Source organism: Dankookia rubra (assembly GCF_004355005.1).
Lineage (GTDB): Bacteria > Pseudomonadota > Alphaproteobacteria > Acetobacterales > Acetobacteraceae > Paracraurococcus > Paracraurococcus ruber_A.
In genome coordinates this window covers 82,033-102,097 of sequence record NZ_SMSJ01000017.1, presented here as the reverse complement: position 1 = coordinate 102,097, position 20,065 = coordinate 82,033, and the positions used below count along the sequence as shown (strand labels likewise).

17 protein-coding genes are annotated in these 20,065 nt (G+C 71.3%); 13 read left to right on the top strand and 4 right to left on the bottom strand.

The genetic code is table 11. The features are described 5' to 3' along the window. The first annotated feature begins 475 nt into the window (after positions 1–475). Positions 476–2,431, top strand: a complete 1,956-nt coding sequence (locus tag E2C06_RS15085) for a carbohydrate-binding domain-containing protein (protein WP_133289431.1) — start codon at positions 476–478, stop codon at positions 2,429–2,431. A gap of 83 nt (positions 2,432–2,514) precedes the next feature. Beyond that, entirely contained in the window at positions 2,515–3,660 is a 1,146-nt protein-coding gene (gene proB, locus E2C06_RS15080) for a glutamate 5-kinase (protein ID WP_133289430.1), read from the top strand. A gap of 52 nt (positions 3,661–3,712) precedes the next feature. Here proB and E2C06_RS15075 read toward each other — a convergent pair whose 3' ends face one another. Further along, complete coding sequence (locus E2C06_RS15075) at positions 3,713–4,957, bottom strand: TIGR03862 family flavoprotein (protein ID WP_277751831.1); 1,245 nt, start codon at positions 4,955–4,957, stop codon at positions 3,713–3,715. A gap of 94 nt (positions 4,958–5,051) precedes the next feature. Between E2C06_RS15075 and E2C06_RS15070 the strand changes: the two genes are divergently transcribed. From E2C06_RS15070 to E2C06_RS15045, 6 genes are all read left to right on the top strand, one after another. Next, positions 5,052–5,426, top strand: coding sequence for a hypothetical protein (locus tag E2C06_RS15070; protein ID WP_133289428.1), 375 nt, complete (start codon positions 5,052–5,054; stop codon positions 5,424–5,426). Between the two features lie 128 nt (positions 5,427–5,554). Continuing rightward, positions 5,555–7,780, top strand: coding sequence for an excinuclease ABC subunit UvrB (uvrB, locus tag E2C06_RS15065; protein ID WP_133289427.1), 2,226 nt, complete (start codon positions 5,555–5,557; stop codon positions 7,778–7,780). A gap of 69 nt (positions 7,781–7,849) precedes the next feature. Then, positions 7,850–8,377, top strand: coding sequence for an SRPBCC family protein (locus tag E2C06_RS15060; RefSeq protein WP_133289426.1), 528 nt, complete (start codon positions 7,850–7,852; stop codon positions 8,375–8,377). Positions 8,378–8,597: 220 nt separating this feature from the next. Further along, positions 8,598–9,548, top strand: a complete 951-nt coding sequence (locus E2C06_RS15055; RefSeq protein WP_133289425.1) for an ABC transporter substrate-binding protein — start codon at positions 8,598–8,600, stop codon at positions 9,546–9,548. Positions 9,549–9,595: 47 nt separating this feature from the next. Continuing rightward, positions 9,596–10,369, top strand: coding sequence for an ABC transporter permease (locus E2C06_RS15050; RefSeq protein WP_133289424.1), 774 nt, complete (start codon positions 9,596–9,598; stop codon positions 10,367–10,369). Continuing rightward, complete coding sequence (locus E2C06_RS15045; RefSeq protein ID WP_133289423.1) at positions 10,366–11,154, top strand: ABC transporter ATP-binding protein; 789 nt, start codon at positions 10,366–10,368, stop codon at positions 11,152–11,154. The genes E2C06_RS15050 and E2C06_RS15045 overlap by 4 nt, the downstream gene beginning before the upstream one ends. A gap of 19 nt (positions 11,155–11,173) precedes the next feature. On the opposite strand, the gene E2C06_RS15040 is transcribed toward E2C06_RS15045, so the two are convergent. Further along, positions 11,174–11,509, bottom strand: coding sequence for a hypothetical protein (locus E2C06_RS15040; RefSeq protein ID WP_133289422.1), 336 nt, complete (start codon positions 11,507–11,509; stop codon positions 11,174–11,176). Between the two features lie 106 nt (positions 11,510–11,615). Here E2C06_RS15040 and E2C06_RS15035 point away from each other — a divergent pair, with 106 nt between their 5' ends. The 3 genes from E2C06_RS15035 to uvrC all read left to right on the top strand — a co-directional run bounded on the left by E2C06_RS15035 (position 11,616) and on the right by uvrC (position 14,998). Next, positions 11,616–12,404: an SDR family oxidoreductase gene (locus tag E2C06_RS15035; RefSeq protein WP_370451439.1), complete on the top strand. Its 789-nt coding sequence runs from the start codon at positions 11,616–11,618 to the stop codon at positions 12,402–12,404. Continuing rightward, positions 12,401–12,793 (top strand): dihydroneopterin aldolase, encoded by a 393-nt coding sequence (gene folB / locus E2C06_RS15030; RefSeq protein WP_241671293.1) that lies wholly within the window; start codon positions 12,401–12,403, stop codon positions 12,791–12,793. Before E2C06_RS15035 ends, folB begins: the two co-directional genes overlap by 4 nt. A gap of 360 nt (positions 12,794–13,153) precedes the next feature. Continuing rightward, positions 13,154–14,998: an excinuclease ABC subunit UvrC gene (gene uvrC, locus E2C06_RS15025; protein WP_133289447.1), complete on the top strand. Its 1,845-nt coding sequence runs from the start codon at positions 13,154–13,156 to the stop codon at positions 14,996–14,998. Positions 14,999–15,067: 69 nt separating this feature from the next. On the opposite strand, the gene E2C06_RS15020 is transcribed toward uvrC, so the two are convergent. Together E2C06_RS15020 and E2C06_RS15015 are read right to left on the bottom strand one after the other, a co-directional pair. Further along, positions 15,068–17,521 (bottom strand): cation-translocating P-type ATPase, encoded by a 2,454-nt coding sequence (locus tag E2C06_RS15020; protein WP_241671292.1) that lies wholly within the window; start codon positions 17,519–17,521, stop codon positions 15,068–15,070. A 44-nt stretch (positions 17,522–17,565) separates the two neighbouring features. Beyond that, positions 17,566–18,261, bottom strand: a complete 696-nt coding sequence (locus E2C06_RS15015) for a CBS domain-containing protein (RefSeq protein ID WP_241671291.1) — start codon at positions 18,259–18,261, stop codon at positions 17,566–17,568. A 380-nt stretch (positions 18,262–18,641) separates the two neighbouring features. Between E2C06_RS15015 and pgsA the strand changes: the two genes are divergently transcribed. After that, entirely contained in the window at positions 18,642–19,244 is a 603-nt protein-coding gene (gene pgsA / locus E2C06_RS15010; protein WP_133289445.1) for a CDP-diacylglycerol--glycerol-3-phosphate 3-phosphatidyltransferase, read from the top strand. A gap of 92 nt (positions 19,245–19,336) precedes the next feature. Beyond that, positions 19,337–20,059, top strand: coding sequence for a hypothetical protein (locus E2C06_RS15005; RefSeq protein WP_133289419.1), 723 nt, complete (start codon positions 19,337–19,339; stop codon positions 20,057–20,059). The last annotated feature ends 6 nt before the right edge of the window (positions 20,060–20,065 follow it).

Genomic DNA, 20,065 nt, shown 5'->3' with positions numbered 1-20,065 from the left:
CGCCCGGGGTCGCAAGGCCCCGGGCGTTTTGCATCTTCGGGCCGGCCTAGCTGCGGCTGCCCACCCGCAGCCTCCGCCGGATGTGACATCCCGGATGCCCTGACGCTGAGCCCTGCACCGCAACGATCCCGCTGGAGCACAACTCCAAGCCGCTGAATCCGCATCGGGTTCGGTATGTCCGGTGCCGAATGGGCACGGTCTTCATTCTAAAAGCGAACAAAAAACGTGATCGGAGAATCACAGTTACGCGATTGCGCGTGTAGGTTGAATCCGACATATCGTGTTCCGGCACGAACAATCACTTTTCCGTGCTTCACGTAACTGTGGGGAACAAGCCTTAGGTCGTCCGGGTGGCCGCAGGACAAGCGCGTCCGAAGCCTCAACCATAGGTTGTTTTTCGGGGCAAGAAATCCCGCAAGCAACGGTGCCGGTGACCAAGGCCTGCCGCCCCCAAAGCAACGCAGGAAGCCTGATCATGGCCGCTACCCTCGACCTGACTCAGTACACCACCGTCTGGGATGAAAGCTTCGACAACGGCGGGACGGGCATGCTCACCCGCACCTGGGGGCCCGGGCTCGACACCAGCGTTGCCGGCCAGATCACGATCAGCAGCACGCCGGACAACCAGGACTCCGGCGCCATGGTTCCGCCTTGGGGGCCAGCCGATTCCGGCTATGGCTACGGCCTCTACAGCTTCACCCTCTCGATGGGCCAGGGCGATGCGCCGGGTCCCTACGCGCTGCTTTGGCCGGGCACCGACGTGTGGCCGGGCCCGGAACTCGACCTCGTCGAACTGCTGCCGGGCGGCACCCCGTACTCGACCATCCACTGGAAGGGTGCTGACGGGTCGAACCAGTTCCAGTCCTATTACATGGACGGCATCGACGTAAAGCAGACCCACACCTATTCCCTGAACTGGGAGGCCGGCCGGCTGACCGGCTATGTCGACGGCGTCGAGATGTGGACGACCACCGAGCACGTGCCGGCCGATTACGCCCATGGTGGCGAGAATTCGGCCCCGGGCATCGGCATGCAGACCTGGTGGTCGACGGATGCCCAGCACGGCAGCGGCTACGACAACACCATCACCCTGTACGACGTGAAATACGCCGTGCCGAACTCCAGCTACGATGGCGGCACGGTCACGGACCCGGGCGACCCCGTCAATCCCATCATCACCCAGACCATCGGCTCCGGCGCCGACAGCCTCGTGCTGAAGATTTCCCAGGATGCTTGGCAGGGCAGCGCGCAGTACACGATCGCGGTCGACGGCAAGCAGATCGGCGGCACCCTGACCGCGGGCGCCAGCCACGGTGCCGGCGACGACAGCATCACCGTGAAGGGCAACTTCGCCGCCGGCGCGCATAAGCTGACGGTCACCTTCGTCAATGACGCCTATGGCGGCAGCGCCTCGGCCGACCGCAACCTGCATGTCGACGGCATCAGCTTCAACGGCACCGCGCTCGCGGCCGGCACGGCCGACCTCAAATCCAATGGCGGGGTCGATTTCGGCTTCACCAAGGCCGCCGTCGTCGACGGCGGTGCCAGCACCACGGCCGGCGACGCCGCGCCTGCGGCGAAGTTCGGCTTCGCGCCCAACTACGGGAAGACCGCCTGGGAAGGCCACACCACCTTCGACGGCGCCGACTACCACACCTTCGGGGCCACCGGCGCCTGGAACGACACCCCGGCGGTGCTGATGGCGCCAACGTCGTGGACGGCGGGCTTCGCCAGCAAGCTCGCCTTCGACAACTTCGTGCGGGCCGATATCGACCTCCATGCAGCGGGCAGCCAGGCGCTCGACGTCATGCTGGTCAGCGCCAAGCGCGGCGCGGTGACGCTCGGCGACGGCAGCGACCACCTGACCTGGGTGGCGCACAGCAATGCCAGCGGCGCCACCGCCAATACCATGGCCATCAAGACGGGTGCCGGCGACGACGTCGTCAAGGTGACCGCGGCCGGGCTTTCCTCGCTCGCCGATTATGACCGCACCGACAACGGTAGCCTCTACAACGGCAGCTATGACGGTCGCTATTCGGTCGCCGACGTCACCTTCGGCTCGGGCAAGGACAGCGTCACGGTCGAGGGCATGGCGAAGCTGGTGCTGCATGCCGGCAGCGGGGCGGCGACCGCGGTTGGCGGCGGCGGCAGCGACCAGTTCATCGCCGGCACCGGGATGGGCAACTTCACCGGCGGGGCGGGCAAGGACACCTTCGTCTTCAACGCCCATGACGGCCATGCGGTGATCCAGGACTTCACCGCCGGCACCGACAAGCTGAAGTTCACCGGCCTGACCAGCGCCGATATCCATACCAAGACGGCGACCGAGGGCGGCGTCTCCGGCCTGCTGGTCACCTACGACACGGCCGGCGACAGCGTCTTCCTGGCGCATGCCACCAAGCTGGCGGCGGCTGACATGCTCTTCGCCTGACCGATCGCCGACGACCGGGAGGGGCGTCCCCGCAAGGGGGCGCCCTTTTCCCTGTGCGCGTGGCCTATGCTATGCGCCCGACCATGCAATCCCTGGACGACACGGCGCCGACCATCCCCGCTCTGGCTGGCGCGCGGCGCGTGGTGGTGAAGATCGGCTCCGCCCTGGTGGTGGAGGAGAAGACCGCGGCGCCGCGCGCCGCCTGGCTGGCCGGCGTCGCCGCCGATGTCGCGGCCCTGCGCGCGCGGGGGACCGAGGTCATCCTGGTTTCCTCCGGCGCCATCGCGCTGGCGCGCCGCGCGCTCGGCCTGACGCGGAAGAAGCTGAAGCTGGAGGAGAAGCAGGCCGCTGCCGCGGTCGGGCAGATCCGCCTGGCCGGCGCCTGGGCGGATGCGCTCTCGGCCCAGGGGCTGCCGGCCGCGCAACTCCTGCTCACGCTCGAGGACAGCGAGGACCGTCGGCGCTACCTGAACGCCCGGGCGACGCTCGGCACCCTGCTCGAACTCGGCTGCATCCCCGTCATCAACGAGAACGACACCGTCGCCACCGCCGAGATTCGCTTCGGCGACAATGACCGGCTGGCCGCCCGGGTCGCCGAGATGACCGGCGCCGACGCGCTGATCCTGCTGTCGGACATCGACGGGCTCTATACCGCCGACCCGCGGCGCGACCCGGACGCGGCGCACCTGCCGGTGGTCGAGCGCATCACCGACGAGATCATGGCCATGGGGGGCGACCCGCCGCCCGGCTATTCCTCCGGCGGGATGCGCACCAAGCTGATCGCCGCGCGGATCGCAACGGGGGCCGGCTGCGCCATGGCGATCGCCCTCGGCCAGCGCGACAATCCGCTGCGGGCGATCGAGCAGGGGGCGCGCTGCACCTGGTTTCTCGCCTCGCCGGAGGGCCGCTCCTCCCGCAAGCGCTGGATCGCCGGATCCCTCGCGCCGCTCGGCAGCCTGGTGGTGGATGCCGGCGCGGCCCGCGCCCTGGCCCGCGGTTCGTCGCTGCTGCCGGCCGGCGTCCGCGCGGTGGAGGGCAGCTTCCACCGCGGCGACCCGGTCAGCGTGCGGGACGAGGCGGGGCGCGAACTGGCCCGCGGCCTTGCGGCCTACGACATGGAGGATGCCCGGCAGATCGCCGGCCATCGCAGCGAAGAGCTGGAGAAGATCCTCGGCTGGCGCGGGCGCGACGAGATCGTCCACCGCGACGACCTGGTGCTGATGCCGTAGCGCAGGGCCGTCCGGATGCGTGACGCGACCCTGGACACCGCCGGCGTCCGGCTCAGCCGGCCGGCTGGCCGCGAGCCCAGTCCAGCGCCGCGCGGCCGGCGGCGAGGCCGGTACTGAAGCAGGCCTGCAGCAGGTAGCCGCCGGTCGGCGCCTCCCAGTCCAGCATCTCGCCGCAGGCGAAGACGCCGGGGCGGCGGCGCAGCATCAGGCGCTCGTCCACCTCGTCCCATCCCAGCCCGCCGGCCGAGGAGATGGCGCGGTCGAGCCCCATCGGCGCGGTCAGGACCAGCGGCAGCGCCTTGACCAGGCGGGAGAGCGGCGCGGTGGCGCCGGCATGCAGCGCCTCCTGCACCAGGCCGGTCGCCACCGGCGGCAGGCCGGCGCGGCGCAGGTGGTTGGCGAGCGACATCCCGCCACGCGGCCCGTCCAGCCGGGCGGCCAGCGCCGCGGGGTTCATGTCCGGCCGCAGGTCGAGCGACAGGGTCGCCGGCCCACCCGCCGCAATCTCCTCCCGCAGGGCGCCGGACAGCGCATAGACCGCGCCGCCCTCGATCCCCGCCGCGGTCAGTACCGCCTCGCCCCGCACCGTCCTGCCGCCGAAGGAGAGGGCGATGCGCTTCAGCGGCGTGCCGGCGAAGCGCGCGCGGAGGTGGTCGGACCAGGCGATGCGGAAGCCGCAATTGGCCGGGCGCAGCGGCGCCACGCCGTCCAGCAGACCGGCCCAGGCGCCGTCCGAGCCGAGCCGCGGCCAGGAGGCGCCGCCGAGCGCCAGCACCGCCGCCGCGGGGCGCAGCCGCACCGGGCCTTCCGGGGACTCGAAGGCGAGCGCCCCGTCCTCCCAGCCCAGCCAGCGATGCCGCAGCCGCAGCGTGACGCTGAGGCCGCCGAGCCGGGCAAGCCAGGCGCGCAGCAGCGGCGAGGCCTTCATCGCGCGGGGGAAGACCCTGCCGGAACTGCCGACGAAGGTGGGCTGGCCCAGCGCCTCGGCCCAGGCGGCCAGCGCGGCGGGCGGGAAAGCCTTGATGAAGGGGGCGAGGCGGGCCTCGGCCGTGCCGTAGCGGGCCAGGAAGGCCGGCAGCGGCTCGGAATGCGTCAGGTTCAGCCCGCCGCGCCCGGCGATCAGCAGCTTGCGGGCCGGGGAGGGCATGCGGTCCAGCACGGTGACCTCCGCCCCGCCCTGGGCGGCGATCTCCGCTGCCATCAGGCCGGCGGGTCCGGCGCCGAGGACGGCGACCATGGGTTGCTTCTGCGGTTCCGACATGCCGCCTTCTAGGGCGGATCGCGGCCGGAAGTGAATCCGCCGCACCGCCGCCGCCTGCCGTAACCATGCCGGTGAACCCTGGGGCGCCTGATCCGTTAGCGACGCCGAACCGAATGGGACGGAGGACTCGATGACCGACAGTTATTTTTCCAGCCTGCGCTCCGGCGCGCGCGATGCCCGCGACAACGCCGAGGATTACGGCCGCCGCGCCAGGAGCAGCCTGCGTGACACCGGCGAGCGGCTGCGCGACAAGGGCGAGGATGCGCGCGGCGAATTGTCGCGGCTCTGGTCCGACCTCGAGGATCTGGTCGAGAAGCGCCTCGGCCCGGCGGCTTCCGAGGCCGGGCGTTCGGCCAGCCGCTACGCCTATCAGGGCCGCGACATGGCGGTCGACTATGCCGAGCAGCTGCGCGACGTGACCCGGTCGCGCCCGCTGGTGGCGATCGGCGTCGCGGTCGCGGCGACCTGGCTCATCACCAGCGTGCTGCGCAGCGGCCGCCGCTGAACGAAGGGCGCGGGGGCTCGCCGCCCCCGCGCCGTCTCTCCCCTATCCGGCGCCGCCGTGGCAGCATGGCCGCCACGCTTCGGCCGGCGCTCGACGCCGGGTGCCGGCGAACCCAGATAGGGGGTACGATGAACCACCTCGCCCCGGTCACCTTCTTCCCCGCCAAGCGCCCCGCCCCGCCGCCTGAGCGAGTGCTGAAGGTCGTCTCCCCCTTTGAGCCGAATGGTGACCAGCCGGCGGCGATCCGCGAACTGGTCGCCGGGCTGCAGGCGGACGAGCGCGACCAGGTGCTGCTGGGCGTCACCGGCTCGGGCAAGACCTTCACCATGGCCAAGGTAATCGAGGCGGTGCAGCGCCCGACCCTGATCCTCGCGCCCAACAAGACGCTGGCGGCGCAACTGTACGGGGAGATGAAGAGCTTCTTCCCCGACAACGCGGTCGAATACTTCGTCAGCTACTACGACTACTACCAGCCGGAAGCCTACGTCCCGCGCACCGACACGTATATCGAGAAGGATGCGCAGATCAACGAGCAGATCGACCGCATGCGCCACAGCGCGACGCAGTCGCTGCTTGAGCGCAACGACGTCGTCATCGTCGCCTCGGTCTCCTGCATCTACGGCATCGGCTCGGTCGAGACCTATAGCCGCATGGTGGTGAAGCTCGAGATCGGCGGGCGCATCGACCGCGACGTGCTGGTGAAAGGCCTGGTCGAGCAGCAGTACCGCCGTAACGACAGCTTCTTCGCCCGCGGCACCTTCCGGATCAGGGGAGAGACGGTGGATATCTGGCCCTCGCACCTCGAGGACCGCGCCTGGCGCATCAGCCTGTTCGGCGATGAGGTGGACGGCATCCGCGAATTCGACCCGCTGACCGGAGAGACGACCGCCGAGTTGGAACGCGTCTCGATCTACGCCAACAGCCACTACGTCACGCCGCGGCCGACGATGCAGCAGGCCATCATCTCCATTAAGAAGGAGCTGCAGGAGCGGCTGGCGGAACTGGAGGCGGCGGGCCGGCTGCTGGAGGCGCAGCGGCTGGCGCAGCGCACCCAATTCGACATCGAGATGCTGGAAACGACGGGCAGCTGCAAGGGGATCGAGAACTATTCCCGCTACCTGACGGGACGCGCACCCGGCGAGCCGCCGCCGACGCTGTTCGAGTATCTGCCGGAGAACGCCCTGCTGGTTGTGGACGAGAGCCACGTCACCATCGGCCAGCTCGGCGGCATGTATCGCGGCGACTTCGCGCGGAAGAGCGTGCTCGACGAGTTCGGCTTCCGGCTGCCGTCGTGCAAGGACAACCGTCCCCTGAAGTTCGAGGAATGGGAGGCCTACCGCCCCAACACCGTCTTCGTCAGCGCGACGCCGGGACCCTGGGAGATGGAGCGCACCGGCGGCACCTTCGCCGAGCAGGTGATCCGCCCGACCGGGCTGATCGACCCGGTGACCGAGATCCGCCCGGTCGAGGGCCAGGTCGACGACCTGCTGGCCGAATGCCGGGAGCAGATCCAGAAGGGCGGCCGCGTCCTGGTGACGACGCTCACCAAGCGCATGGCAGAGGACCTGACCGAGTACATGACCGAGGCGGGCATCAAGGTCCGCTACCTGCACTCCGACGTCGACACGCTGGAGCGGATCGAGATCATCCGCGACCTGCGCCGAGGCGCCTTCGACGTGCTGGTCGGCATCAACCTGCTGCGCGAGGGCCTCGACATCCCGGAATGCACGCTGGTCGCCATCCTCGACGCCGACAAGGAAGGCTTCCTGCGCAGCGCCACCTCGCTGATCCAGACCATCGGCCGTGCCGCCCGCAATGCCGAGGGACGGGTGGTGCTCTATGCCGACCGGATGACCGACAGCCTGCGCAAGGCGCTGGAGGAAACCGAGCGGCGCCGGTCCAAGCAGATGGCCTGGAACGCCGAGCACGGCATCACGCCCACCACCATCAAGCGGCAGATCGCCGACGTCATGCAGTCCGTCTACGAGCAGGACTACGTGACGGTCGAGGCGGTCGAGGGCGACCGGACCGCGCAGTTCGTCGGCAAGGACCTCCGCGCCTCGATCGCCGAGCTGGAGAAGCGGATGCGCACCGCCGCCGCCGACCTGGAATTCGAGGAAGCCGCCCGGCTGCGCGACGAGATCAAGCGGCTGGAGGCCTTGGACCTGGGCCTGGAGCCGAACTTGGCCGGGCGGTCGCTGCAGGAGGCGGCGCCGCGCAGTGCCGGGGGCAAGCCCGGGGCCAAGCCCGGCCGGCCCAAGCAGGACTGGAAGCCGAAGCCGCTCGGTCCGGGCGGCGGCGGCTACGACCCGGAGAAGCGCGGCGGCCGGGGCCGGCGGGCAGCGGCCCGGTAGCTCCTCCCTGTTTCGGGAACGCCCGGCCCATCCCCTGCGTTCGGCCGTGGAACCGAGGGGAGACGACCAATGGGCGACTATACCGGCCGGATCGAGATCGGACGGCCCCCGGCCGAGGTCTTCGCCTTCCTGGCCGACCTCAGGAACATGCCGCGCTACCTGCCGACGGTGACCCGGGTCGGCCCGCAGGGGCATCACGACCAGCACGACGACGTGGCGGTGGAGGGCGAGGCCGATGGTCACCAGTACCGCAACGACGGCTGGGTGAAGGCCGAGCCCGAGGCGCGGCGGATGCGCTGGGGCTCCCATACCATGCAGGACTACGGCGGCTCGCTCTCGGTGACCGAGGCAACCGGCGGCTCGGCGGTCGAGCTCAAGCTGAGCCTGACGCCGAAGCCCGAGGTGGCCGAGCGGATGCAACGCGAACACGGCAATGTCGACCATGGCATGCGGCTCGCCGTCGAGCGGACGCTCGGCAGCATCAAGACCGCCTGCGAGAAGGGCCCGGCCGGGCAGGAGGGCGATGGCAGCAGTGCCGACGACCTGCATGACAGCCGCCCCTTCGGCAGCAGCGCGACGCTGAACCCGGATATCTGACGAAAGGGAAGGTCGGGGAAGGAAAAGGCTCGCTTCCCCAAGATCCGCCCTTTCCTTTTGGGAGTCGGGTGCCGCCGCATGGGTATTGGCGGTGCCGAAAGGTGGACGAGAGGACCGTGGAGCATGTCGTCTCCCGCGCCTTGCTGCGCTGCGAAAGGTCCTTGCGCCGCCATCCCGCTCCGATAGGCTCGGTTGGATGCCTCCGGAGACTCCGCAGCCCATGTTCCGCCGCAGCCTCATCGCCGGCACCGCCGGCGCGCTTGCCCTGCCTGCCATCCTGCGCGCCCAGGCCCTGCCCAAGGTCACCATCGGCATGTCCGGCTGGACTGGCTTCGCGCCGCTGACGCTGGCGGAGCAGGCCGGGCTGTTCAAGGCGAACGGGGTGGAGGTCGAGACCAAATTCGTGCCGCAGCGGGAGCGCAACCTGGCGCTCGCCTCCGGCGCGCTGAACTGCGTGGTGACCACGGTCGACACCATGATCCTCTGGGCCAGCACCATCCCGCTGGTGCAGGTGCTGGTGCTGGACCGCAGCCATGGCGGCGACGGCATCGGCGCGCGGCCTGGAATCGGCAGCTTCGCCGACCTGAAGGGCAAGACCATCGCGGTCGATGGCCCGGGCACCTCCCCCTATTTCCTGATGGCCTACATGCTGCGCGAGAACGGCATGACGGTGAAGGACGTGCAGACCGCGACGCTCGCGCCGCAGCCGGCCGCGCAGGCCTTCGCCGCCGGCCAGTTCGACGCCTGCGCGACCTACGAGCCCTACCTGTCGACGGTGCGCGGCCTCGGCGCCGACAAGGCGAAGGTGCTGGCGACCACGCTCGACTACCCCTGCATCGTCGACACGCTGGCCTTCCAGCCCGCCTTCATCGCCGCCAACCCCGAAGCGGTGAGGCGGGTGGTGAAGTCCTGGTACGATGCGGTGGAGATGATCAAGGCCGAGCCCGAGAAGTCCTTCGAGATCATGGGCCGCCGGGTGAACCAGTCGGCCGAGGCCTTCAAGGCCAGCGCCGGCTTCATCGAATGGATGGATGCGGCGAAGAACAAGGACTACGTCGCCAATGGCCTGCCCGAGTTCCAGCGGAAGGCGCATCTGGTGCAGCGGGAGACCGGGGTGGTGCGGCAGGATGTCGATCTGTCGAAGCTGCTGGACACGCGCTTCGTCGCCTAGAGCGGATTACCGCGAGGCGTGAATCCACCCGTTTGGGATCGTCCACCATGCAGCCGCTGAAGCCGGTCTCGCCCGGCGCCCGCCTGGTGCTCGGCGCCGGGTTCTTCGCCGTCTTCCTCGGCGCCTGGGCCTTCGTCACCTATGGCGGCCACGTGCCGGCGCTGTTCCTGGCCTCGCCGGGACGGACGCTGTCCTCCGGCTGGTCGCTGCTGACGGAATACGGCTTCCTCGGCGACATCGCCGTCACGGTGTTCCGCGTCGTCGGCGGCTTCCTGATCGCCGCCGTCATGGCGGTGCCGCTCGGCCTGCTGATGGGCGCCTTCAAGCCGGTCGAGGCCTTCTTCGAGCCCTTCTTCTCCTTCTGTCGCTACCTGCCGGCCTCGGCCTTCATCCCGTTGCTGATCCTCTGGGCCGGCGTCGGGGAGGCGCAGAAGCTCTCGGTCATCGTGATCGGCAGCGTCTTCCAGCTGGTCATCATGGTTGCCGTGGTCGCCGGCGCGACGCGGCCGGACCTGGTGGAGGCGGCGGCGACGCTCGGCTCCCGCCCCGTCTCCATCCTGCGCCGGGTGGTGATTCCCGCCGCCGCGCCGCAGATCGCCGAGACGCTGCGGCTCGTGCTCGGCTGGGCCTGGACCTACGTGATCGTGGCGGAGCTGATCGGCGCCTCCTCCGGCATCGGCCACATGATCATGGACAGCCAGCGGCTGCTGGACACCGGGCAGATGATCTTCGGCATCGTGGTGATCGGGGTGATCGGGCTGGTGACGGATTTCGCGGTCAAGTCGCTGAACCGCTGGCTGTTTCCCTGGGCCGCGCTGTGAGCAACAAGACCCTGCGGATCGAAGGCGTCACCCGCACCTTCCCGGGCCGCGGCCGCGCCGCGCCGACGCTCGCCCTGCAGCCGACCAGCCTGGAGGTCGCGCCCGGCGAGTTCGTCGCCATCCTCGGCCCTTCCGGCTGCGGCAAATCCACCCTGCTGCGGATCGTCGCCGGGCTCGACCAACCCTCCGCCGGCAGCGTCGCGCTCGACGGCGCGCCGGTCACCGGCCCCGGCCCCGACCGCGGCATGGTCTTCCAATCCTATACCCTCTTCCCCTGGCTGACGGTGGAGCGGAACATCCGCTACGGGCTCGAGGAGCGCGGCCTGCCCGAAGCCGAGCAGCGCGCCATCGCCGCCCGTTTCATCGACCGCACCGGGTTGCGCGGCTTCGAGAACCACTGGCCGCGCCAGCTCTCGGGCGGCATGCAGCAGCGCTGCGCCCTGGCCCGGGCGCTGGCCAACGACCCGGAGATCCTGCTGCTGGACGAGCCCTTCGGTGCGCTCGACCACCAGACGCGGGAGCTGATGCAGGAATTGCTGCTGGAGATCTGGCAGGCGGACAGGAAGACCGTGCTCTTCGTCACCCACGACATCGACGAGGCGGTCTTCCTTGCCAACCGCGTGCTGGTCATGTCCGCCCGCCCTGGCCGCATCAAGGCGGAAGTCGCGGTGCCGCTGCCCTATCCGCGCGAGTGGACGGTGAAGACCACCCCGGAATTCGGCGCGCTCAAGGCCCGGCTGATGGCCGAGATCCGGGAGGAAGTACGGAAGGCGGCGATCGCCTGAGGCCGCTCATCCCGCCAGCCTATTGGCTGACGCCGATCCCGCATTCGCCCAGCAGGTTGCCGGCGCTGCCGCCCGTCCGCTGCGCCACCTGCGCCAGTTGCAGCGAATCCTGCGGCGACATCGACTTCATCAGGCAACTCGTCAGCCCGACGGCATCGAGCGAGAGGCCGCCCGCGCCGACGCATCTGGCCGCGGCGCTCGCGGCCCGGCCGCAGAAGGCGCGCTTCTCCTCGGGCGTCTGCGGCCTGCCCAAGCCCGGGATGGCATTGCCGAGGCCAGGGATGTTCGGCAGGCCCTGCGCTGCCGCCGGCCCCGCCAGGAGCACCGCCAACGCCACGACACATCCATTGCGCATCACGATCCCCCACAACCCCATCGCCCGGCACCCTATGCGGCGCTGCGGCCGGGTCAACATCGGCGCCCCGGTTCCCCGCAGCCGGCTTTTCCGCTACCACCCCGGCGTGCCATCCTCCCTGCCGATTCCTCAAAGCATCCCGCGTGCCGCGCTGGTCACCGGCGGCGCCAAGCGGCTCGGCCGCGCCATCGCCCTGGCGCTGGCCGAGGCCGGCTTCGACGTCGCCATCCACTATGCCGGGAGCCAGGCCGAGGCCGCCGAGACTGCCGGCGCCGTCCGGGCGCTCGGCCGCCGCGCCGTGGCCCTGCGCGCCGACCTGGCGCGGGAGGCCGAGGTCGCCCCCCTGCTGCCCGCCGCCACCGCCGCGCTCGGCCCGATCGGCGTGCTGGTGAACAATGCCAGCACCTTCGAGCGCGACGAGTGGCAGGACGCCACGCGGGAAAGCTGGGACGCCCACCTTGAGCCCAACCTCCGCGCCCCCTTCGTGCTGACCCAGGCCTTTGCCCGGGCGCTGCCGGACGGGGCGGAGGGCCTGGTGGTCAACATGCTCGACCAGCGGGTCTGGTCGCTGACGCCGCATTTCGTCTCCTACTCCGTGTCGAAGGCCGCGCTCTGGGCGCTGACGCAGTCGATGGCGCTGGCACTCGCCCCGCGCATCCGGGTCAACGGCATCGGGCCCGGACCGGCCCTGCCCAGCCCGCGGCAGAGCCAAGCCCAGTTCGACCGGCAGGCGGCCAGCGTCCCGCTGCGCCACGGCACCAGCCCGGAGGAAGTCGGCCGCGCCGTGCTTGCCATCCTCGCCATGCCCGCCATGACCGGGCAGATGATCGCGCTCGACGGTGGGCAGCACCTGCAATGGTCGCCCGCCCCGCCAGCCGCGGAGCCGGAGGAATGAGCTTCGCCCCGGATGCCGCGCGCGGCCTGCGGCTGATCTTCGTGCGCGGCCTGTCGCTGCAGGCGCGGCTCGGCGTCTACCCGCATGAGAAGGCGGCGCCGCAGCGGGTCGTCGTCGGGGTGGAACTGGCGGTGGAGGATGATGCGGCGCCCGCCGGCATCGGCGCGGACGACCTGCGCCGCGTGGTGGATTACGAGAGGGTGGTGAAGGCGGCGCGGGCCACCGCCGCCTCGGGTCATACCCTTCTCGTGGAAACGCTCGCCGAGCGGATCGCCGAAGCCGCATTGTCAGATTCGCGTGTGCTACGCGCCCGGGTGACCGTGGAGAAGCCGGATGCCTTTCCCGATGCGGCGTCTGTCGGGGTTATGATCGAGCGGACGCGGCGCTGACCAACGCTTCGCCGTGGAAACCGTCCACTGCGCTGGCGCGGTCGACGGCGACGCCAGCGACTGAAAGCGAATGTTACAGTTGGCTCGCCCGACATCACGCCGAAACGATGAAACCGTTCTAAATCAGCATCTTATTAAAGTGCCAACTTTCTAGGCAATGTCATGTGACTGGCCGATGACAGCCGAATTTGCCGCTATCACGGGTTCGCGTCCACAGACTTATCCACAGCTTCCGTGGAGAACTGCCGCTTGCCGCAGAAAGCCGTGCGGCCCTAATCGCAGCGCATGAGTCAAGATGAAAACGGCGGCGCCGTGGCTCCCTTGGAGGCGCCGGCCGGGAGCTCGCCCGACGCCCCGGTGATGCAGGGCGTCCGGGTGATCGAGACCGCGCTCGCCACCCTCCCGCATTCGCCCGGCGTGTACCGGATGCTCGATGCCAAGGGCGACGCGCTCTATGTCGGCAAGGCACGGGCGCTGAAGAAGCGGGTAGTCGCCTATACCCAGATCGCCCGCCTGCCCGAGCGGCTGCGCCGCATGGTGCACGAGACCCGCAGCCTCGAGGTCATCACCACGGCCTCCGAGGCCGAGGCGCTGCTGCTCGAAGCCAACCTGATCAAGAAGCTGCGGCCGCGCTACAACATCGTCCTGCGTGACGACAAGTCGTATCCCTGGCTAGTGCTGACCGAGGACCACCCCTACCCGCAGATCACCAAGCATCGCGGCGAGCGGCGGAAGGGCGCGAGCTACTGGGGGCCCTTCGCCAGCGCCTGGGCGGTCAACCAGACCCTGACCGCGCTGCAGCGGGTCTTCCTGCTGCGCTCCTGCCGCGACACCGTCTTCGACAGCCGCGACCGGCCCTGCCTGCTGTTCCAGATCCGCCGTTGCTCCGCGCCCTGCGTCGAGCGCATCAGCAAGGAGGACTATGCCGGGCTGGTCGCCGAGGCGAAGCAGTTCCTCTCGGGCGAGACCCCCTCCATCCAGAAAGCCCTGGCGAAGGAGATGGAGGAGGCCGCCGAGCGCCTGGAATTCGAGCGCGCGGCGGCGATCCGCGACCGCATCCGCGGCCTGACCCATGTCCAGGGCCGCGACCGCATCAACATGGAAGGCCTCGGCGATGCCGACGTGGTGGCGCTGCACCAGATGGCCGGGCAGTCCTGCGTTCAGGTCTTCTTCTTTCGCGGCGGCCGCAACAACGGCAACCGCCCTTTCTTCCTGAGCAAGGGAGACCAGGGGCCGGAGGAGGTGATGGGCGCCTTCCTCGGCCAGCTCTATGACGACCTGCCGCCGCCGCCCCTGGTGCTGCTGAGCCACACGCCGCCCGAGCAGGAGCTGATCGCCGAGGCGCTGAGCATCAAGGCCGGCCGCAAGGTCGAGCTCCACCGTCCCCAGCGCGGCGACAAGCGCGCCGCCGTCGAGCATGCCGAAACCAATGCCCGCGAGGCGCTGGAGCGGAAGATGGCCGAGGGCACGGCGCAGGAGGCGCTGCTGCAGGGCGTCGCCCGGGTCTTCGAGCTGCCCGCCACGCCGGAGCGCATCGAGGTCTACGACAACAGCCATATCCAGGGCAGCAACGCCTATGGCGTCATGGTCGCCGGCGGGCCCTCCGGCTTCCTGAAGCAGGCCTACCGCAAGTTCTCGATCCGCGGCGACATCAAGCCGGGCGACGACTTCGCCATGATGCGCGAGGTCTTCGAGCGCCGCTTCGGCCGCGCCCTGAAGGAGGACCCGGAGCGCGCCGGCGGCAGCTGGCCCGACCTGGTGCTGATCGATGGCGGGCTCGGGCAGTTGAACGCGGTGCGCGATCTCTTTGCCGAGATGGGCGTGCACGACGTGCCGCTGGTCGCCATCGCCAAGGGGGTGGACCGCGATGCCGGCCGCGAATGGTTCCACCAGCCGGGCAAGCCGCCCTTCCAGCTGCCGCCGCGCGACCCTGTCCTTTATTACCTGCAGCGGCTGCGGGACGAGGCGCACCGCTTCGCCATCACCACCCACCGGGCCGGCCGGTCGAAGTCGCTGGTGAAGTCCGAGCTGGACGACATCCCCGGCGTCGGCAGCGCGCTCAAGCGCAAATTGCTCAACCACTTCGGCAGCGCCCGCGGGGTGCGGAACGCGGCGCTGCCGGACCTCGAGAATACCCCGGGCATCGGTCCCTCAGTCGCCCGCAAGATCTACGGGCATTTCCACCCCGGCACCTCGGACGGGTAGGCCGGATCGCAACGGCGCGAGCCCGGACGCCTGAACCGGCTTCGAACGCGAAGCACCATGGGGCCGGCCTCAGCGCCCCAGCCGCCCGCGCAGCAGCCGCTTCGCCGCCTCCAGCAGCAGCAGCACGGCGGCGCCGTTCGCCAGCGCCAGCCCGGCATGCCAGGCCGCGAAGCCGTCGAGGCGGAACAGCGCCGCCGCCGGCGGCACGGCCAGCACGAAGGCGAGCAGCGCCGCGACCGTGCCGAGGACCGCCAGCAGCACCGGGTTCGGCCGCGCCAGCGCCTCCCGCGGGGAGGCGCCGAAGGCGCGGTTCACCAGGATCAGCGCCACCAGCGCCGCGACCAGCGCGGTGAAGGCGATGGAACGCAGGACCTCCGGCGGCAGGCCGGCCCGCCAGGCCCAGAGATAGACCCCGCCGGTCGTGGCGAAGGCGACCAGGCCCTGCACCAGGCTCCAGCCGAGCAGCGCCGGCGGCAGCAGCCGCGCCTGCGGGTCCTCCGGCGGGCGCCGCATGACGTCCGCCTCCTCCGGCTCCGCCTCGAAGGCCAGGGAGCAGACCGGGTCGACCACCAGCTCCAGGAAGGCGATGTGCAGCGGCCCCAGCACCGCCGGCAGACCGAAGGCGAGAGGCAGGAAGGCCATGCCGGCGATTGGCACATGCAGGGCGACGATGTAGCCCATCGCCTTCCGCAGGTTGTCGAAGATCCGCCGGCCCAGCCGGATGGCGCGCAGGATGGCGCCGAAGTCATCCTCCAGCAGCACCACCGCCGCGGCCTCCCGCGCCACGTCGGTGCCGCGGGCGCCCATGGCCACGCCGACATGCGCCGCCTTCAGCGCCGGGGCGTCGTTCACCCCGTCGCCGGTCATCGCCACCACCGCGCCGGCCGCCTTCAATGCCTGCACCAGCTGCAGCTTCTGCTCCGGCAGCACGCGGGCGAGGATCGCGGCGCGGGTCGCCCTTGCGGCGAAGCCGGCCGCGTCCAGCCGCGCCAGCTCGGCACCCGTTACCACCGGCGTGGTGTCGAGCCCCGCCTGGGCGGCGATCGCCCGGGCAGTATCCGGATGGTCGCCGGTGACGATGACGACGCGGATGCCTGCGGCGCGGCATTCCGCCGCCGCTTCCGGCACCTGCGGCCGCAGCGGGTCGGCCAGGCCGATCAGGCCGCGGAAGCCGAGCCCGGCTTCCTCCAGCCGCACCGGCAGCACCTTGCGGCCGGGCAGCCCGGCCTCGGCTATGCCGAGCACCCGCAGCCCCTGTCCGGCGAGCTCGGCAGCGGCCGCGGCGATGCGCGCGGCCTGCTCCGGCGGCACGCGGCAGAGCCGCAGGATCGCCTCCGGCGCACCCTTGGCCGCCAGCCTGGCGCCATCGCCGGCCGCCCAGGCCCGGCCCATGGCGGGCAGATCGGGGCGCAGGCCATAGTGGCGCAGCGCCACCGCATCGCCCACCGCGGCCGTCGCCGCTTCGCGCAGCGCCAGCTCCATCGCGTCGAAGGGCGCGTCCTCGCAGGCCTCGGCGGCGAGCCGCAGCAGGGCGGCCTCATCCAGCGGCGGATCCGGCAGCACCGCCGCGACCGCCATGCGGTTCCGCGTCAGCGTGCCGGTCTTGTCGGTGCACAGCACCGTGGTCGCGCCCAGCGTCTGCAGCGCCGCCGCCTGCCGCAGCAGCACCCCGGCGCGGGCGATGCGGCGGGCGCCCATGACCGCGAAGACGGTCAGGACCAGGGGAAATTCCTCCGGCAGCATCGCCATCGCCAGGGCGATGCCGCCCAGCGCCGCCTGCAGCCAGTCGCCCCGCAACAGGCCGTAGAGCAGCGCGAGCAGCAGGCTCGCCAGCAGGCCGAGCACCGCGAAGCTGCGCACCATCGCCATGGTCTGCGCCCGCAGCCGCGGCGGCTCCCGCTCGATGGCGCCGAGCGCGGTGCCGATCCGGCCGAGCTCAGTCCGCGCCCCGGTCGCATGGACGATCGCCTCCCCGGTGCCGCGCACGACGAGGCTGCCGGAAAAGACCGCCGCGGCATCCTCGCCCGGCCGCGGCGAAGCGGGCGCGTTGTCCAGCCCTCCGGCGCGCTTGCCGACGGGCAAGGACTCACCGGTCAGCAGCGATTCGTCGATCTCCAGCTCCTCCGCCGCGACCAGCCGCGCATCGGCCGGCACCCGGTCGCCCTCGGCCAGCAGCAGCAGGTCGCCCTGAACGACATCCCGCCCGGCGATCCGTTGCCGGACGCCGTCGCGGACAACCAGGGCGCGGGGCGAGGAGAGGTCGCGCAGCGCGTCGAGCGCGCGTTCGGTCCGCGCCTCCTGCGCCACGGCGATGCCGACCGACAGGAAGCTGAAGGCGAGCAGCAGCAGCGCCTCCGCGAGGTCGCCGAGCGCCAGGTAGAGCCCGCCGGCGCCGAGCAGCAGGGCGAACATCGGCTCCCGCGCGACGTCGAGCGCGACGCGGAGGAGCGAGCGGCGGGCCGCGCCGCGCAGGGCGTTCGGCCCATCCCGGCGCAGCCGCGCCGCCGCCTCCGCGGCGCTCAACCCGGCCCGTTCCATCGATGCCACGACCCGGGGCAAACCCGCAGCTAGAGCGAGGGGCGCAGGAAGAAGGGCATCGGCTCCGTCCGGTCCTCGACCGACCGCACCCCCGGTACCCCCTGCGCCAGCACCACCAGCCCGCGCTGCACCGGCTCCGAGCGGTGGAAGCCGTAGAAGGTCACGGTGCCGTCCTTGACGCTCGGGAACACGTAGAAGGTGTCGACCCAGGGCTGCTCGCGCATGGCGGCGATCACCGCCCGCAGCAGGGCGGCATCCGTTGTCTCGCCCGCGGCGGCCGGGGCGGCCGGGGCCAGGACGGCACGCAGCAGGTCGGCCCGGCTGACGATGCCGACCAGCTTGCCGTCCCGCAGCACCGGCACGCGGCGGATCTGATGCTTCTCCATCAGCCGGGCGATGTCGTCGACGCCGGCCTCCTCATCCACGGTGACCAGGTCCCGGGTCATCACATCCGCGGCCCGGGCGCCATGCGCCTTGGCGAAGCGCTCCGCCAGCCGGCGACTGTCGCCGAACAGGCCCAGGAACCAGCCGAGCGGCCCGCGCTTCTCCTCGGCCAGCCGGCGGATCAGGTCGCCTTCGGTGACCAGACCCAGCAGCCTGCCCTCGGCATCCGCGACCGGCACGGCCGAGATGCCACGGCTGGCAAGCAGTTCCGCCACGCCCACCACCGGGGTCTCCGGCGGCACCACGACGAGGCTGGTGGTCATCAGGTCGCGTGCCTTCACGCCGTCCTCCTGCATCTGGGCGGGGCAGGGTGCCCCGCGAGACAGGAAAGATGGACGAATGGTTATGTCCGCGCCTTGAGGCAGCGCAAGTGGCCGGCGGGTGCCCCCGGATGGATCGCCCAGCGATGGATCGGCCAAAGCATTGGGCCGGCAGCCGGGGAAGCCCGCTTGCCGGTGACGCCGCCCCGCAAGCCGGCCGGCAGGGCGTCCCGAGGCTCGCCATCTGCCCTTCGGAGCAGGCCGGTCCTGATCCGGGTGCCGTCACTCCGGGCGGATCATGAGTCCCGAGGGAAATATCGTGCCCCCGGTGCCGCCGCGGCCATTCCCGCGGCGCCGCGGGCTTGCCCCGGGGCGGGCGCTCCGCCATGACTGCCCGCCCCATGCCGACCGACCTCCCCAACCTCCTGACGCTCTCGCGCATCGCCGCCATCCCGCTGCTGGTGGCGCTGGTGGCGTTGCGGACGCCCTGGGGCGATGTCGGGGCCTGCGCGGTCTTCGCCGCCGCCGCCATCACCGACTATTTCGACGGCAAGATCGCCCGCCAGCGGCAGACCGTCTCCGGCTTCGGCCGCATGCTGGACCCGATCGCCGACAAGCTGCTGGTCGGCGCCGCGCTCATGGTGTTGGCCGGCCACGACCGGCTGACCGGCTGGACGCTCTATCCCGCCATCGTCATCCTGCTGCGGGAGATCCTGGTCTCCGGCCTCAGGGAATACCTCGCCGGCCTGCGCATCGGCCTGCCGGTTTCCCGCCTTGCCAAGTGGAAGACCGGCTTCCAGATGGGCGCGCTCGGCACCCTGCTCGGTGGCGACACCGCGGCCTCGGTGCTGCACCTGTCGTTCCTGCCCGTCTCGCTGATCGGGGAGGCGATGCTCTGGGTCGCCGCCGCGCTGACCCTGGTGACCGGGCGGACCTACCTCGAAGCCGGGCTCCGCCATGCGGAGGCGGATCCCGGCGCCGCCGCCCCGGAGACCCGCCCTTGAGGCCCCTTGGTCTTGAGACTGGCCGGGCCGCGGCGCATCTTCGCGATGCATCCTCAGGACAGGACCCCCGTTCGGGGCAGCAGGAGTTGGTCATGCGACGGATCGGCGTAACCTCGGCCCGGGTGGCCGTGCTGGGCCTGGGGATGCTGCTCGGGGCCTGCAGCGCCTATGAGCGGTCGACCACCTGGCTGAACAGCGGCGGCGCCAACGCGACCGACGGCATCGCCAATGCCGGCGCCAGCATCGGCGCCCCCTGGGGCCGCTCGCGCCCGACCATGCCGGAAGACAGCGTCACCATCGCCCGGGTGAGCGGCGCGCCGGTGCAGGTCGCGCCGCTGCGGGCCGAGGACGGCAATGTTTGGCCGGCGCCCGAGGCGCCGCGCTCCACCCTCGCCAACCCGGACGCGGCCATGCGCGGCATCCCGAGCTATCGCCCCGGCGACTACGACCGGCCCTCGGCCCCGGCCGGCCGTTCGCAATGGCAGCCGACCGACCCGCCCAACCCGGCGCCGCTGCCGCCCGGCCTCCGCGGCGGGGCCTCCGGCCCCGGCCCGCGCCTCGACCCGCAGCCGGAGATCCCCGGCCCGCAGGCGGTCGCCCCGCCGCTGCCCGGCCGCAGCGCGCCGCCGTCGCGCCGGGCCGATGGCCGGGTGATCCTGACCCCGCAGGGCAGCGCGGTGACCACCGGCGGCACCGACCGCGTCCAGGGCTACGTCGCGCCGGGCGGCGGCAGCGGCACCGCGGTGATCGACGGCAACACGACGACGCTGTTCGATCCCACCGGCCGGATCCAGACCGTCCCGACGACGCGCTGAGCCAGG